Source organism: Streptomyces sp. NPDC090741 (genome assembly GCF_044769045.1).
GTDB lineage: Bacteria > Actinomycetota > Actinomycetes > Streptomycetales > Streptomycetaceae > Streptomyces.
Genome location: NZ_JBIVXF010000009.1, coordinates 96,721 through 110,668, shown reverse-complemented (window position 1 = coordinate 110,668; position 13,948 = coordinate 96,721). Strand labels below are relative to the sequence as shown.

The window sequence follows — 13,948 nt, the reverse complement described above, 5'->3', positions numbered from 1 at the left end:
CACTAACGTCGTATGCATGACGACTTCCGCATCCCTGCCCGCAGAGTCCACCCCCCAGGCATCCAGCGGCGGCTCCGTCACGGACCGGCTGGTGGCGGCGAACCGGCAGTACGCCGCGGAATTCGCGGACCCCGGCATGGACGCCCGCCCCGTCCTGCACGTGGCCGTCGTGGCCTGCATGGACGCCCGCCTCGACCTGCACAAGGCGCTCGGCCTGGAGCTCGGCGACTGTCACACCATCCGCAACGCGGGCGGCGTCGTCACCGACGACACCATCCGGTCACTCACGATCAGCCAGCGTGCCCTGGGCACCCGCGCGGTGATACTGATCCACCACACCGGCTGCGGCCTCGAAAGCCTGACCGAGGACTTCCGGCACGAGCTGGAGGACGAGGTCGGCCAGCGCCCCGCCTGGGCCGTCGAGGCCTTCCGGGACGTGGACCAGGACGTCCGGCAGTCGATGCAGCGGGTCCGGACGAACCCCTTCCTGCCCCACCGCGACGATGTGCGAGGCTTCGTCTTCGACGTGCACACCGGACTCCTGCGGGAGATCGATCCCGCCTCGTGAGTGACACAAGGCCACAACGCCGTCAAGAATGCGGGAAGACGCCGCCCGGAAAACCGTCCGGGCCGGCGTCCGTGTCGGGGTGGGCCGGAGTGCGCTGAGGGCGTCGGCCCTGCGGAAAGGGCCGAGGAGAACCAGGTGACGACGTATGACGACCGAGCGAGCCTCGCAGATCTGACGAGCACGGCGGAGCGGGTGCGCCAGTCCGTCGAGAGCGTGATCGAGGGCAAGCCAGAGGTCGTACGCATCGCGCTGACCGTGCTGCTCGCCGAGGGGCACCTGCTGATCGAGGACGTCCCCGGCGTCGGCAAGACCATGCTCGCCAAGACGCTGGCGAAGTCCATCGACTGCTCGGTGCAGCGCATCCAGTTCACGCCGGACCTGCTGCCCTCCGACATCACCGGTGTCAGCATCTACGACCAGCAGCGCCGCGAGTTCGAGTTCAAGCCGGGCGCGATCTTCGCGCAGATCGTCATCGGCGACGAGATCAACCGCGCCTCGCCGAAGACCCAGTCCGCGCTGCTGGAGTCGATGGAGGAGCGCCAGGTCACCATCGACGGCACGACGTACACGCTGCCGAGCCCGTTCATGGTGGTCGCCACCCAGAACCCGGTGGAGATGGAGGGCACCTACCCCCTCCCCGAGGCCCAGCGCGACCGCTTCATGGCCCGCGTCTCCGTCGGCTACCCGAGCCCCGACGCCGAGCTCCAGATGCTCGACGTACACGGCGGGGTCTCCCCGCTCGACGACCTCCAGGCCGTCGCGCACGCCCACGACATCGTCAAGCTGATAGAGGCCGTCCGCGAGGTGTACGTCGCCGAGCCCGTCCGGCGCTACGTCGTCGACCTGGTCTCCGCGACCCGCAGCCACCCGGACCTGCGCCTGGGCGCCTCGCCCCGCGCCACCCTCCACCTGCTGCGCGCCGTGAAGGCCTCCGCCGCGCTGTCCGGCCGGGACTACGTACTGCCCGACGACGTGCAGGCGCTGGCCGCGCCCGTCCTCGCGCACCGGCTGCTGCCGACCGCACAGGCCCAGCTGAACCGGCGCACCGCCGAGCAGGTCGTCCACGACATCCTCCAGCGCACCCCCGTCCCCGCCGCGCACGCCCGCGGCGAGATGCCGCCCGGCGCGGGCATCCGGGGCTTCTGATGAGCGCCGGTGCCCCGCGCGGCGCCGGCGAGGGCCGCGGCGGGCTGCGCGCCTCGCTGGCGGGGCTGACCACCCGCGGCCGGTCCTTCCTGGCCGCCGGGGTCGCCGCCGCGCTGTGCGCGTACGTGCTCGGCCAGGGCGAACTGCTCCGGGTCGGGCTGCTGCTCGCCGTCCTGCCGCTGATCTGCGTCTTCGCGCTGCACCGCACCCGCCACCGGGTCTCCGGCAACCGCCGGCTGACCCCGATGCGGGTGCCCGCGGGCTCCGAGGCCCGGGTCCGGCTGCGCATGGAGAACGTCTCCCGGCTGCCCACCGGACTGCTGATGCTCCAGGACCGGGTGCCGTACGTCCTCGGCCCCCGGCCCCGCTTCGTGCTGGACCGGGTCGAGCCGGGCGGCCGCCGCGAGGTCTCCTACCGGGTCCGCTCCGACCTGCGCGGCCGCTACCCGCTGGGCCCGCTCCAGCTGCGGCTGACCGACCCCTTCGGCCTGGTCGAGCTGACCCGCTCGTTCAGCACGTACGACACCCTCACCGTCATCCCGCGCACCGAGCCGCTGGTCCCGGTCCGGCTGACCGGCGAGACCTCCGGCTACGGCGACGGCGGCCGCCGCTCGCTGGCCCTGGGCGGCGACGACGACGTGATCCCGCGGACCTACCGGCGCGGCGACGACCTGCGCCGGGTGCACTGGCGCTCCACCGCCCGTTACGGCGAGCTGATGGTGCGCCGCGAGGAGCAGCCGCAGCGCAGCAAGGCCACGGTCCTGCTGGACACCCGCGGGGTCGCCTTCGAGGGCGCCGGACCGGACTCCGCCTTCGAGTGGGCGGTGTCCGGGGCCGCGTCGACCCTGGTGCACCTGCTCGAACAGGGTTTCTCGGCGCGGCTGCTGACCGACTCGGGCACCTCGGTGCCCGGCAGCGGCGGCAGCGGCAGCGGCTTCGAAAAGTACGGGTCCTCCTCCGGCGGGCAGGAGTCCGCCGAGGCCGCCGGGCTGATGATGGACACCCTCGCGGTCGTCGGGCACTCCGACGGCGCCGGCCTCACGCGCGCGTACGACGCGGTGCGCAGCGGCGGCGGCCACGGCGGCGGGGGCTTCTCCGGAGCCGGCGGTGACGGGCTCCTCATCGCCTTCTTCGGAGACCTGGACGACGTACAGGCGGAAGTGGCGGCCAAGATGCGCGGACGCTGCGGGGCCGCGGTGGCCTTCGTACTCGACTCCGCGCTCTGGGCCGGGCGGCCCTCGCGGGTGGAGGCACGGGTGGGCAGGCTGCGCGACGCGGGCTGGACGGCGCTGGCCGTGCCGCCCGGGGTGACGTTCGGGGAGCTGTGGCGCCGGGCCGGGAACGCTCCGCTCGGCACGGGTACGTCCGGAGGTTGGGGATGAGCGGGCGGGCGCGCGTGACGCTCTTCGCGATGCTGGCGACGCTGCTCACCTCGTGGTCGCTGGCCGCGCTGGTGGATTCGTCGGGCTGGGTGCTGGAGGCCGGGGTCCTGCTGGCCGTGCAGAGCGCGGTGGGGGCCGGGGCCCGGCGGGTGCCGCTGGGGCGCACGCTCACCGTGGCCTCGCAGGTGCTGGTGTCACTGCTGGTGCTGATGTTCCTGTTCGCGGGCAAGGGCGAGTCCACCGGGACCGGGCCGACGGCCTATCTGGTGACGGACTTCGGCGCCCTGTTCCAGCGGGGCGTCCAGGACGTCGGCGAGTTCGCGATCCCGGCGCCGCTGACGGACGGCATCCGGCTGCTGCTGCTGTCCGGGGTGCTGCTGATCGGGCTGCTGGTGGACCTGCTGGCGGTGACCCTGCGGACCGCCGCCGCGGCCGGGCTGCCGCTGCTCGCGCTGTACTCGGTCGCCGCGGGGCTCTCCAGCGGCTCCGGGGCCTCCTGGATCTCCTTCCTGATGGCCGGCTGCGGCTACCTGTTGCTGCTGCTGGCCGAGGGCCGTGACCGGCTCGCCCAGTGGGGCCGGGTCTTCGGCGCGGCCCCGAGCGGGCGGGCGTCGGCGGGCTCCGGGTACGGGGGCGTCGGCGCGGGCTCCGGCCAGGCGCTGGCCCCCGTACGCACCGGGCGGCGGATCGGCGCGGTGGCGCTGGGCATCGCGCTGGCGGTGCCGGCGGCGCTGCCCGCGCTCGGCGGCGGGCTGCTGGGCGCGCAGGGCGGCGAGCCCGGAGACGGCGGAGTCGGGGTCGGCGGGACGATCTCGGCGGTCAACCCGCTGGTCTCCCTGCAGGGCAGTCTGAACACCCAGGACAACCGGGTGGTGCTGAAGTACCGCACGGACAGCCCGCAGCTCGGCGAGCAGTACCTGCGGATCCTGGCGCTGGACGAGTTCAACGGCGTCAAGTGGGAGGCCTCGGGGCGGGCCCTGACCGACGTGCCGGAGCGGCTGCCGGCCCCGCCGGGGCTGAGCGAGCAGGTCCGGGCGACCGGGACCGAGATACGGACGAGCATCTCGGCGGCGGACACGTACGCGCAGCGCTACCTGCCGATGCCGTACCCGGCGACGTCCGTGGACATCCCGGGCAAGTGGCGGTTCGAGCCGGCCGGCCGGACGCTGGTCGGGGACCAGCTGGCCCGGGACAGGTTCCAGAACGTCCAGGGCGCGATGTACACGGTGCGGAGCCTGCTGCTGCGGCCGACGGCGGAGCAGTTGCAGGCGGCGCCGGAGCCGAATCCGCTCATCAAGGCCGAGTACACGAAGATTCCGGACAATCTGCCGGCGGTGGTCGGCGATACGGCCCGCCAGGTGACCAAGGGCGCGAAGGACGACTACACGCGGGCGGTGAAGCTCCAGGACTACTTCGCCGTGAACGGCGGCTTCCGCTACGACACGAAGGTGGCCTCGGGTACGGGGCCGCAGGCCATCGCCCGGTTCCTCGCCGACAAGGAGGGGTTCTGCATCCACTTCGCGTTCTCGATGGCGGCGATGTCGCGCTCGCTCGGGATCCCGGCGCGGGTGGCGGTGGGGTTCACTCCCGGCGAGAAGCAGTCGGACGGCAGCGTGAACGTGTCGATGCGAGATGCGCACGCGTGGCCGGAGCTGTACTTCGAGGGCGTGGGCTGGACCCGGTTCGAGCCGACGCCGCGCCAGGGCATCACGATCCCGGACTACTCCCGGGCCGAGGTCCCGGCGGCCCAGCCGTCCGCGCCGACGGCGCTGCCCTCGCAGGGTGCGACGCAGCCGTCGGCGGCGCCGTCGAAGGCCGAGGACTGCCCGCCGGAGGAGAAGAAGCTGGGTGAGTGCGGGGCGGCGGCACCGCAGCCGAAGGCGGGTTCCGCTGCCGGCGGCCCGTCGCCGCAGACGGTACTGACCTGGACGCTGTCGGTCCTGGCCCTGCTGGCCCTGCCCGTGCTCCCCCTCCTGTGGCGGACGCGGCTGCGCAAGCGGCGGCTGGCGGCGGGGCAGGTGCTGGTGGCCTGGCAGGAGCTGGCGGACGCGGCCTGGGACGTGGGCATCGCCCCCGACGAGGCGCTGTCCCCGCGCCGGGCGGCGGCCCGGGTGGTGGAGCTGGGCCGGCTGACACCGGAGGCGGCGGACGCGGTGCACCGGGTCGCGGAGGCGGTGGAGCGCTCGCTGTACGCCCCGCCCGGCACGGAGGCGACGTACGCCGGTCTGGCGGCGGACGTCCTGCTGGCCCGCGCCGCGCTCCTGGCTCCGCTGACCCGCGGCGGCCGCGCACGCGCCGTGCTCCTCCCCCGCTCGGCGGCCCGGCTGCGCTGGTCGGCGGCAACGCGCTGGTCGGCCGTGACGGCCCGGGGCGCGACCCTGCTGGCCCGTACGCGGGCCCGCATCCCCGTCCGCAACCGCGGCTGAGGCGGTAGCCCCGCGGGCGGCTTCGCGCCGCCCGCGCAGCGGCCCGGCACCCGCGGATGCGAAACGGCGGGGCTCGTTCCCCCCGAGCCCCGCCGTGCCGCGGTCAGGTACCCGGTCCGCACCGGCCGCCCCGTGTCGGCGGTCCGGACCGGGTCCCCGTCCGTGTCCCCAGTCTGGCGTTCGCCCAGGTGGGGGCCATCCGCGTACGTACTCATTTCCGTCACTAGGTACGCGTACTCACGCGGAGCGGGTCACGCGGAGCGGGTGGCGCCCCCCAGTTCTACGCCGTCCCGGCACCCCGCGGCACCGCCGATCGGGGGTCACCCGGGGCCACCCCCGGGCCGCCCCCTCAGCGGTTCCCGCTGACCCGGCCCCGCAGCAGCAGCGACAGCGCCGAGTGCACGTCGTCCAGCGACCGCTCGCTCTGGAACGACTGCCAGTCCAGTGCGGCCACCAGCACCATGCCCACCATCGCGGCGGCGGTCAGCGGCACGTCGATCTCCGCGCTCAGCTCGCCCCGCTCCACGCCCTCCCGCAGCACCGTCTCCACGACGGCCACCGCCTCCCGCCGGACCACCATCAGCGTGGACTGCCACGCCCGGTTGGTCCGCCACAGCTCGGCGACGTACAGCTGCGTGAAGGCCGGGTACCGGTCGATGAACACGAGCCCCGCCCGGATCATCGCGTCGAGCGCCTCGACCCGGCTGCCGCCGCGCTGCTCCGTCTCCTCCGCCGCGTCGCGCAGCGAGGCCGTCAGCAGCCCCACTCCGTGCCGCAGCAGTTCCTCGAAGAGTTCGTTCTTGCTCGCGAAGTTGTAGTAGACGGTGCCCTTCGCGACCCCCGCCCGCTCGGCGATCTCGTCGACCGTGGTCGCGGAGAAGCCCTGCTCGGCGATGAGGGTGACGGCCGCCTCGTAGAGCTTCTGGCGGGTCGCCTGCCGGCGGCCGCCGCCGGTACCGGTGCTGCTGTGTTCCATGGCGCTGATTCTCACAGGTCAACCGATCTCTACGGGCCCGGTCTCTACAGGCTCAGTTCCGGGTGCAGCCGGTCCATCGTCCACACCTGCTTGCCTCGGGCGGCGAGCGCGGTGAGGAGGAGCGATCCCACGGTGAAGGCCGCCAGGACCGCGCAGCCGACCCAGACCCGGGTGAGGTCGCCGCCGGAGATGAGTCGGCGCAGCCCCTCGACGATGTAGGTCATCGGCAGGTACGGGTGGATCCAGTTGAAGAAGGCCGGGCTGGTCTGAACGGGGTACGTACCGCCCGCCGAGGTCAGCTGCAGCATCAGCACGACGAGGACGAGGATCCGGCCGGCAGCCCCGAACTTCGCGTTGAGCCACTGGACCATCGCCGCGAAGCAGGCGGAGGCCAGCACGAGGAAGCCGATGGCCAACGCGGGGCGTGCCATCTCCAGGCCGAGGGACCAGTGGAGTACGGACATCAGCGCGAGCACCTGCAGGACGCCGACGCCCACCACGGGCAGCCAGCCGGCGAAGGCGATCCGCCAGGGCGAGGCGCCTGCGGCCAGGGCGCGCCGGTTCATCGGCGCGATCAGCATGTAGGCGACCATCGCGCCGACCCAGAGGGAGAGCGGGATGAAGTACGGCGCGAAGCCGGTGCCGTAGTTGGGCGCCTTGTGCAGCGACTGGTTGGCGAGCTTGACCGGGTCGGCCATGACCTGGGTGCGCGTGTCGCGCTGCTGCTGGTCGTAGTCCGGGATCTTGCCGACGCCGTCGTGCAGGCCGCCGGCGAGTTCGCCGGTGCCGTCGACGAGCTTGTACATGCCGCCGTCGAGGCTGTGGGCCCCGTCGCCGAGCTTGCCGACGCCGTTGCCGAGGGCCTCGGAGCCGTCGGTGGCCTTGCCGAGACCGGTGTGCAGCTGTCCCATGCCGGTGGCGACCTTGTGGGCGCCGGTGTTGAGGGCGTTGACCTGGGCGACGGCGGCGTCGAGCTTGGAGGAGAGGCCGGGCGCCTCCGCGGCGAGTTTGCGGGCCTGCTTCTCCAAGTCGGTCAGCTGCCGCTTGAGCGTGCCGAGGTCACCGTTGGTGTCCTTGACCAGGGTGTTGACGTCGCCGGCGAGCAGAGCGGCCTCGGCGGCGTCGTCCTTGAGCTTCTTCAGCTGGGGGCAGGTCGCGGGCACCGGCTGGGTACCGGCCGTGCAGATCTTCGCGTAGACGTCGGCGGAGCCGGTGGAGACGCGCTGGGTCACGGCGGCGGCGGCCGGGGCCTTCTTGGCGAAGGTGTCCAGGTGGTTGTTGACGACCTTGGCGGTGTCCGCGACGAGGATGGCCGTGTCGGCGATCTGCTGGGGGTCCTTCAGGAACGGCTTGGCCTGGGAGGCGGCGCCGCCGACCTTGTCGGCGAGGGTCTGGGTGCCGTCGGCGATGTCCGTGGTACCGGTCTCCAGCTTGCCCGCGGCCGAGTTGAGCTTCTTCAGCCCGCCGGTGATCTCCCCGTTCTTCTCCTCGACCGTGTCGAGGCCGTCGGCGATCTCCTTGGCCCCCTGCTGGGCCTTGCCGGCTCCGTCCTTGAGCCGGTCGGCTCCGTCGGCGGCTTCGGCGGTCTTGTCGTGGAGGTCGGAGAAGGAGAGGAAGATCTTGTCGAGGAAGCCGCGGGAGGCGTTGGTGGACGCCGCGGAGCGGACCTCGGAGAAGACGGTGCGCGAGATCGACCCGACGATGTAGTTGTTCGCGTCGTTCGTACGGACCTGCAGGGCGCCGGTGGTGGGGTCGTCCCCCGCGCTTGAGGTGATCTTGGTACTGAAGTCGGCGGGCATGGTGAGGGAGAGGTAGTACGTCCCCTTCTCCACACCCTTGGCCGCCTCGTCCGCGCTGACCTCGCGCCAGTCGAAGGTCTTGCTGTCGTGGAGCTTCCTGGCGATCTCGCCACCGGCATCGACGTGCTTGCCGTCGATGGTGGCGCCCTTGTCGGCGTTGACGAGGGCGACGGGCACCTTGTCCAGGTTCTTGTACGGGTCCCAGAAGGAGCACAGGTACAGCGCGCCGTACAGCAGTGGCAGCAGGAGCAGCGCGATGAGAGCGGCGACGGGCAGCTTCCCCCGCCCGAACCGCTTCAGCTCAAGCGCGGCCAGCTTCGGCGAGCGCATCGTCCGCCCCCTTCGTGTCTTCGGTGTCTTCGGTGTCTTCGGTGTCTTCGGTCTTCTTGTCCGCCGCGGGCTCGGCCTCGGCGGCCGGCTCGGCCGCGGCGGCGCCCGTGCGCAGGACCGTCGCTTCGTCCGGCGCCTCGCTGCACACCGCGAGGACGGTGGTCCCGCCGGCGGCGATCGAGCGCAGCAGGGTCCAGGCCTCGGCGCGTTCGGAGTCCGAGAGCTTGAGGTCCAGGTCGTCGAGGGCCAGCAGCCGCGGCGCGCCCAGCAGGGCGATGGCCACGGACAGCCGGACCGCCTCCAGGCGCTCCAGGTCCCTTACGGAGGTGCGCGGGCCCTTGGGCAGGGTGGCGAGATCCAGCCCGGCGGCGGCCAGGGCGCCGTCGATCCGGGCCTGGGCTGCGGTCCGGCGCTCACCGCGCGGGCGCAGCAGGGCGCGGACGGGGCCTTCGTAGCGGCGCTGGAGCAGCGCGCCCTCGCGCAGCTGCTCGGCGACGGTGAGGGACTGGTCGAGCTCGTTGACGCCGGTGACCGGGCCGAGGGCGGCGAACCGGCGGACCGCTGTCATGTGCCGCGGCAGCTGGTGGCCGGCGACCTCTGCCTGGCCCTCGGTGGCCTTCATGCGTCCGGTGAGTGCGAGGAGGAGGCAGGTCCGGCCGCTGCCGGAGGGGCCCTCCACCGCGATGAGCGAGCCGGGCTCCGCGTCGAGGCGCACTCCCCGGAACACCCAGCCGCGCGGGCCCTTGAGTCCGAAGTTCTCGGCCTTGACGGCCGCTCCGTGCGGGCTGTCCACGCCGCCCCCCTCCTTTTGAACTGACTGGTCAGTTCAAAAACTAGCACTTTCGGGAGCACCACACGCGCAGAAGGGGGCAGTTGACCGGAAGTAGGGGGCAAAGCCGCAGGTCAGCGAGATTGTCAGTGGCGACCGTCACCATGAGGGCAGGCACAAACACAGACACAGCAGTACGCAACGACAGGAGGTTCGTCATGGCCACACCGTCCCCGTCCCCTGTCCACCCCGTCCCGCGCAGGTCGGCAGCACCTCCGGCCGCGCTCGATCTGCTCGCCAAGGCCCGCGCCGGCCTGGCCGAAGCCGCCCGGCTGACCCGGCCCAACGAGCGGTACGCCACCGCCCACCTCGCCGCGCTGCGCACCGCCGCGGCCGTGCTCGCCGCGCGCGGGCGGCCGGATCCGGTCGGCGCCCGGCGCCGGCCCCGGATCCGCAGCGCGTGGGAGGTACTGCCGGAGATAGCCCCGGAGCTGACGGAGTGGAGCGCGCTGTTCGCCTCCGGCGCCGACCGCCGGGCGCGGGCCGAGGCGGGGATAGCGGACGCGGCGACGGTCCGGGACGCGGACGATCTGGTGCGTGCCGTGGAGATGTTCCTGCGGCTGGTGGAGCGGATGCTCGCGCTCCAGCCGGTGGCGCCGACGCTGCCGCAGCCCCGCCCGGAGCACCCGGAGCATCCGGACGCGGGCTGAGCAGGCCGGGGTGACCGGCACGGCATCTCCCAGGCAATAGGGTGGGGGACGCATCTCTCACCCTGTCGCGCCGAGGAGTCATCAGCCGTGTCGGACACTTCCCGCCCCCGTGCCTCTCTTCGCACCGCCGTGGTGTGGGAGGTCCTCAAGGAGGCCCTCGACCGCCGGGTGAAGGCGACCGGGCGGGATGTGCTGGACGTGCTGGACACCGGTGGCGGCACCGGCAAGTTCGCCGTGCCGGTGGCCCGGCTGGGCCACCGGGTGACCGTGGTCGACCCCAGCCCGAACGCGCTGTTCGGGCTGGAGCGCCGCGTCGCCGAGGAGGGCGTGGCCGACCTGGTCCGCGGAGTGCAGGGCGACGCCCAGGGCCTGCTGGACGTCGTCGAGCGCGACGCGTACGACGTGGTGCTCTGCCACGGCGTGCTGGAGTACGTGGACGACCCGGCCGAGGGCGTGGCCAACACGGTCGCCGCCCTGCGCCCCGGCGGCACGCTCAGCCTGCTGGCCGCCGGCGTCGGCGGGGCCGTACTCGCCCGCGCCCTCGCCGGCCACTTCACCGAGGCCCGTACGGCGCTCACCGACCCGGCGGGCCGCTGGGGCGCGGGCGACCCGGTACCGCGCCGCTTCACCGCCGGGCAGCTCGCCGAGCTGGTCGGCGGGGCCGGGCTGGAGGTCGGCTCGGTGCACGGGGTCCGCGTCTTCGCCGATCTCGTCCCCGGCGTCCTGGTCGACACCGAACCGGGCGCGGTCGAGGCGCTGCTGCGCCTGGAGGAGGCCGCCGCCGAGCTGCCCGCCTTCCACGCGGTCGCCACGCAGTTGCACGTCCTTGGTCAGAAGCGTCCCGGCGACGAGCGCGCCTGATCTGCGGAGTTCCGCTCAGGGAGTACGCCGGACACCCTCCGTTCAGGCCTTGGGCGCCGTATGATCGTGCGCAGTGACCGGCATGGTGGACGGGCCAGTGGGGAATAAGCGCCTCAGTGACCGCCCACCCGGCGGTACGGTTTCACGCAAGGTTCTGCTCGGGCGGCGCCCTTTGGGGCGGTGCCCATTTCGGGCAGCGTTTTCGGAACCTCGCGTAGAGGGCGGGTATCACGGGGGCGATTCCCCGCCTATCCTGAAGGGGACCCCTGGTCGCTACCCCCCGCGACCGACGGATGAGGAGGACTCCCGTGCCGCTCTCGGAGCACGAGCAGCGAATGCTCGAGCAGATGGAGCGAGCGCTGTACGCCGAAGATCCCAAGTTCGCGACAGCGCTTGAGGGAAGCGGACTGCGTACGTACACCCGGCGACGGGTCTACCAGGCAGTCGCAGGCATTGTGGTGGGTATCGCGCTCCTCATGACCGGTGTGATCATTCCGAACGTACTCTGGGTCAGCGTGGTGGGATTCCTCGTCATGCTCGGCTGTACGGTCCTCGTGGTCACCGGTTGGCGCAAGGCACCCAAGCCCGGCGAGCAGCCCGTCTCCGGCAGTGCAGGCGGTTCGGCCCACGGCCGCAACCGGCAGCGTCGGTCGATGATGACCCGCATCGAGGAGCGGTGGCAGCGCCGCCGCGACGAACAGGGGCAGTAGGCCTCCGCAGACATGAGTGAGGGGACGGCCGCCGTACGGCGGCCGTCCCCTCACGGCTCTGCCGCGCCGATCCGCCCCGTCTCCCCGATCGCCCGTCCCGGGGCCGGGTCCTGCGGCATGATGGCCCGGTGAGTGTGCTCCCCCTGGTCTTCACCAGCGGCTGGGCCAGCGGGATCAACGCCTACGCCGTGGTCCTCCTGCTCGGCATCTTCGGCGCGACCGGAGTGAGCGACGAGGTACCCGCGTCCCTCCAGCGCACCGACGTGCTGATCGTCGCCGGCGTGCTGTTCCTGTGCGAGGCCGTCGCCGACAAGATCCCGTACGTGGACTCCCTCTGGGACACGGTGCACACCGTCATCCGCCCGGTGGCCGGGGCGGTGGTCGGCGCCCTGCTGGCCGGCCAGAGCGGCTCTCTCTCCGACCTCGCCGCCGCTGCGGTCGGCGGCTCCACCGCGCTGGCCAGCCATTTCGTCAAGGCCGGCACCCGGATGGCCGTCAACACCTCGCCGGAGCCGTTCAGTAACATCGCGCTGAGCACCGCCGAGGACCTGGGCGTGGCCGGCATCGTCACCTTCGCGATGTTCAACCCCCAGGCGGCCGCGATCATCGCGGCCGTCCTGCTGGCGGCCGGTCTGGCCATACTCGTCCTCCTGTGGAGCCGGATCCGCCGCTTCCTGCGCCGCCGGGCCCAGCGCCGTGAGGAGAGGCGGCTCGCCACCGAGGAGCGCGAGGCTGCCGCGCGGGCCACGGTGCCACCCCGCTGACCTCGGCCGACCTCCCACCGACCTCCCACCGACCTCCTCCGGTCCCGCTCGATCCCGCTCGATAGGGTCATCCGCATGGCACGAATTGCGGTGATCGGCGCCGGCATGGGCGCGATGGCTACGGCGGCCCGGCTGGCCGTGGCGGGACACCGGGTGACGGTGTACGAACGCGGGTCCACGTACGGCGGCTCCGTCGGCCGGTACGAGCGCGACGGCTTCGCCTTCGACACCGGGCCCGGGCTGCTGCACCTGCCCGCCGTCTACCGCGACCTGTTCGTCAAGACCGGCAAGCGGCCCCTGGAGGACTGCGTCGAGCTGGTCCAGGCCGACCCGGCCCTCCGGCACCTCCTCGCCGACGGCACCGCCGTCACCCTCCCCGGCGGCTCGCGCGGCGGCGGCGCCGCCGTCCTCGACCAGGCCTTCGGCGCGGGCGCGGGAGAGCGCTGGAACGGGGTCCTGGGCCGCGCCCGGGACGCCTGGAACGCCACCCGCCGCCCCCTGCTGGAGGAGCCGCTGCGCCCCGACTGGCAAGTGCTGGGCGACGATCCGTACCCGGCGCTGCGCAAGAGCGGGCTGCTGCGCCGCCGCCCCCCGACCCTCGCGGAGGTGGCCGGGCGCGAGCTGGGCGGGGAGCTCGGCGAACTGCTCGCCGCCCGGGTGCGGGCGTACGGGGTCGACCCCGCCACCGCGCCCGCCTCGGCGGCCGTGCTCCCGTACATGGAGCAGACCTTCGGCAGCTGGTACGTGCGCGGCGGGATGCGGGCACTGGCCACCGCCGTGTACGAGCGCTGCCTGGAGCGGAAGGTCGCCTTCGTCTTCGACGCACCGGTACGGGAGGTCCTGGAGCGAGGCGGCCGGGCGGCCGGACTGCTGCTGGCCGACGGTACCGAGGCCCCGGCCGACCTCGTGGTCTGCGGGGTCGACCCGCGCCGGCTGCGGGCCCCGCTGCCGGCCGCCGGCGTCCCCGCCCGCGGGCCGGGGGTGGCCAGCCGGCTCACCCTGCTGCTCGCGCTGCGCGGCGCGCGCCCCGCGGACGCCGTCCACCGCACCCTGGTCCACTCCCCGGGCGCCCAGCTGACCGTGCTGCGCCCCGACGACCCCGCCGTGCGGCCCGACGCGGACCACGAGGCGGTCACCGTGAGCGCCCTCTGCGGCCCTGGGAGCGCCCCTGCGCCCCGCGCGGAGGAGCTGCTGGACCTCGCGGCCCGGGCGGTGCCCGCATTGCGCGAGCGGCTGCTGTGGACGCACGAGCGCACGCCGGCGGACATCGAGGCGGACACCGGCGCACAGGGCGGTGCGGTGCCCCCGCCCGCCCTCGCCGGAGCGGGCGGCGCGATGCTCTACCCCGCCAACACCACCGCCCTGCCCGGGCTGTTCCTCGCGGGCGGCTGGGCGCACCCGGGCGGCGGGCTCGCGCACGCCGGGATGACCGGGGCCCTGGTGGCCGGGCTGATCGTGGAGGGCGCGGGGTTCCGCGGCTCCCAGTGACGGGTGAGCCCCCGGGGAA

The 13,948-nt window shown here is 73.5% G+C and carries 12 protein-coding genes; 9 read left to right on the top strand and 3 right to left on the bottom strand.

Going from position 1 to position 13,948, the window contains the following annotated elements; translation table 11 throughout:
* Positions 1–16: 16 nt before the first annotated feature.
* The 4 genes from ACIQU4_RS24180 to ACIQU4_RS24165 all read left to right on the top strand — a co-directional run bounded on the left by ACIQU4_RS24180 (position 17) and on the right by ACIQU4_RS24165 (position 5,522).
* Complete coding sequence (locus ACIQU4_RS24180) at positions 17–568, top strand: beta-class carbonic anhydrase (RefSeq protein WP_403734320.1); 552 nt, start codon at positions 17–19, stop codon at positions 566–568.
* Positions 569–703: 135 nt separating this feature from the next.
* Complete coding sequence (locus ACIQU4_RS24175) at positions 704–1,714, top strand: AAA family ATPase (protein ID WP_403734317.1); 1,011 nt, start codon at positions 704–706, stop codon at positions 1,712–1,714.
* Positions 1,714–3,096 (top strand): DUF58 domain-containing protein, encoded by a 1,383-nt coding sequence (locus ACIQU4_RS24170; protein ID WP_403734314.1) that lies wholly within the window; start codon positions 1,714–1,716, stop codon positions 3,094–3,096. Before ACIQU4_RS24175 ends, ACIQU4_RS24170 begins: the two co-directional genes overlap by 1 nt.
* Positions 3,093–5,522 (top strand): DUF3488 and DUF4129 domain-containing transglutaminase family protein, encoded by a 2,430-nt coding sequence (locus ACIQU4_RS24165; RefSeq protein WP_403734312.1) that lies wholly within the window; start codon positions 3,093–3,095, stop codon positions 5,520–5,522. The genes ACIQU4_RS24170 and ACIQU4_RS24165 overlap by 4 nt, the downstream gene beginning before the upstream one ends.
* Positions 5,523–5,871: 349 nt before the next feature.
* Here ACIQU4_RS24165 and ACIQU4_RS24160 read toward each other — a convergent pair whose 3' ends face one another.
* The 3 genes from ACIQU4_RS24160 to ACIQU4_RS24150 are packed head-to-tail and all read right to left on the bottom strand — an operon-like array spanning position 5,872 to position 9,420.
* Positions 5,872–6,498: a TetR/AcrR family transcriptional regulator gene (locus ACIQU4_RS24160; protein WP_403734310.1), complete on the bottom strand. Its 627-nt coding sequence runs from the start codon at positions 6,496–6,498 to the stop codon at positions 5,872–5,874.
* Positions 6,499–6,542: 44 nt separating this feature from the next.
* On the bottom strand, positions 6,543–8,627 hold the full coding sequence (locus ACIQU4_RS24155) for a YhgE/Pip family protein (protein WP_403734308.1): 2,085 nt from the start codon (positions 8,625–8,627) through the stop codon (positions 6,543–6,545).
* Positions 8,599–9,420 carry an ATP-binding cassette domain-containing protein gene (locus tag ACIQU4_RS24150; RefSeq protein ID WP_403734305.1) on the bottom strand — a complete coding sequence of 274 codons (822 nt, stop codon included), beginning with the start codon at positions 9,418–9,420 and terminating at the stop codon, positions 8,599–8,601. Before ACIQU4_RS24150 ends, ACIQU4_RS24155 begins: the two co-directional genes overlap by 29 nt.
* A 194-nt stretch (positions 9,421–9,614) precedes the next feature.
* Between ACIQU4_RS24150 and ACIQU4_RS24145 the strand changes: the two genes are divergently transcribed.
* From ACIQU4_RS24145 to ACIQU4_RS24125, 5 genes are all read left to right on the top strand, one after another.
* The gene (locus ACIQU4_RS24145) at positions 9,615–10,106 is read left to right on the top strand and encodes an SAV_6107 family HEPN domain-containing protein (protein ID WP_403734302.1); all 492 of its coding nucleotides are present in this window, start codon (positions 9,615–9,617) and stop codon (positions 10,104–10,106) included.
* Positions 10,107–10,193: 87 nt separating this feature from the next.
* A complete protein-coding gene (locus ACIQU4_RS24140) occupies positions 10,194–10,967 on the top strand; it encodes a methyltransferase (protein WP_403734300.1) in 774 nt (257 codons plus the stop codon).
* Positions 10,968–11,275: 308 nt separating this feature from the next.
* Positions 11,276–11,677: a DUF3040 domain-containing protein gene (locus ACIQU4_RS24135; RefSeq protein ID WP_030156028.1), complete on the top strand. Its 402-nt coding sequence runs from the start codon at positions 11,276–11,278 to the stop codon at positions 11,675–11,677.
* Positions 11,678–11,805: 128 nt separating this feature from the next.
* Entirely contained in the window at positions 11,806–12,441 is a 636-nt protein-coding gene (locus tag ACIQU4_RS24130) for a DUF4126 domain-containing protein (protein WP_403734297.1), read from the top strand.
* A 75-nt stretch (positions 12,442–12,516) separates the two neighbouring features.
* Complete coding sequence (locus ACIQU4_RS24125; RefSeq protein ID WP_403734295.1) at positions 12,517–13,929, top strand: phytoene desaturase family protein; 1,413 nt, start codon at positions 12,517–12,519, stop codon at positions 13,927–13,929.
* The last annotated feature ends 19 nt before the right edge of the window (positions 13,930–13,948 follow it).

Coding starts and splice junctions, on each gene's coding strand:
- ACIQU4_RS24180 (WP_403734320.1), top strand. CDS start 17: ATGACGACTTCCGCATCCCTGCCCGCAGAGTCCACCCCCCAGGCATCC.
- ACIQU4_RS24170 (WP_403734314.1), top strand. CDS start 1,714: ATGAGCGCCGGTGCCCCGCGCGGCGCCGGCGAGGGCCGCGGCGGGCTG.
- ACIQU4_RS24165 (WP_403734312.1), top strand. CDS start 3,093: ATGAGCGGGCGGGCGCGCGTGACGCTCTTCGCGATGCTGGCGACGCTG.
- ACIQU4_RS24160 (WP_403734310.1), bottom strand. CDS start 6,498: ATGGAACACAGCAGCACCGGTACCGGCGGCGGCCGCCGGCAGGCGACC.
- ACIQU4_RS24155 (WP_403734308.1), bottom strand. CDS start 8,627: ATGCGCTCGCCGAAGCTGGCCGCGCTTGAGCTGAAGCGGTTCGGGCGG.
- ACIQU4_RS24145 (WP_403734302.1), top strand. CDS start 9,615: ATGGCCACACCGTCCCCGTCCCCTGTCCACCCCGTCCCGCGCAGGTCG.
- ACIQU4_RS24125 (WP_403734295.1), top strand. CDS start 12,517: ATGGCACGAATTGCGGTGATCGGCGCCGGCATGGGCGCGATGGCTACG.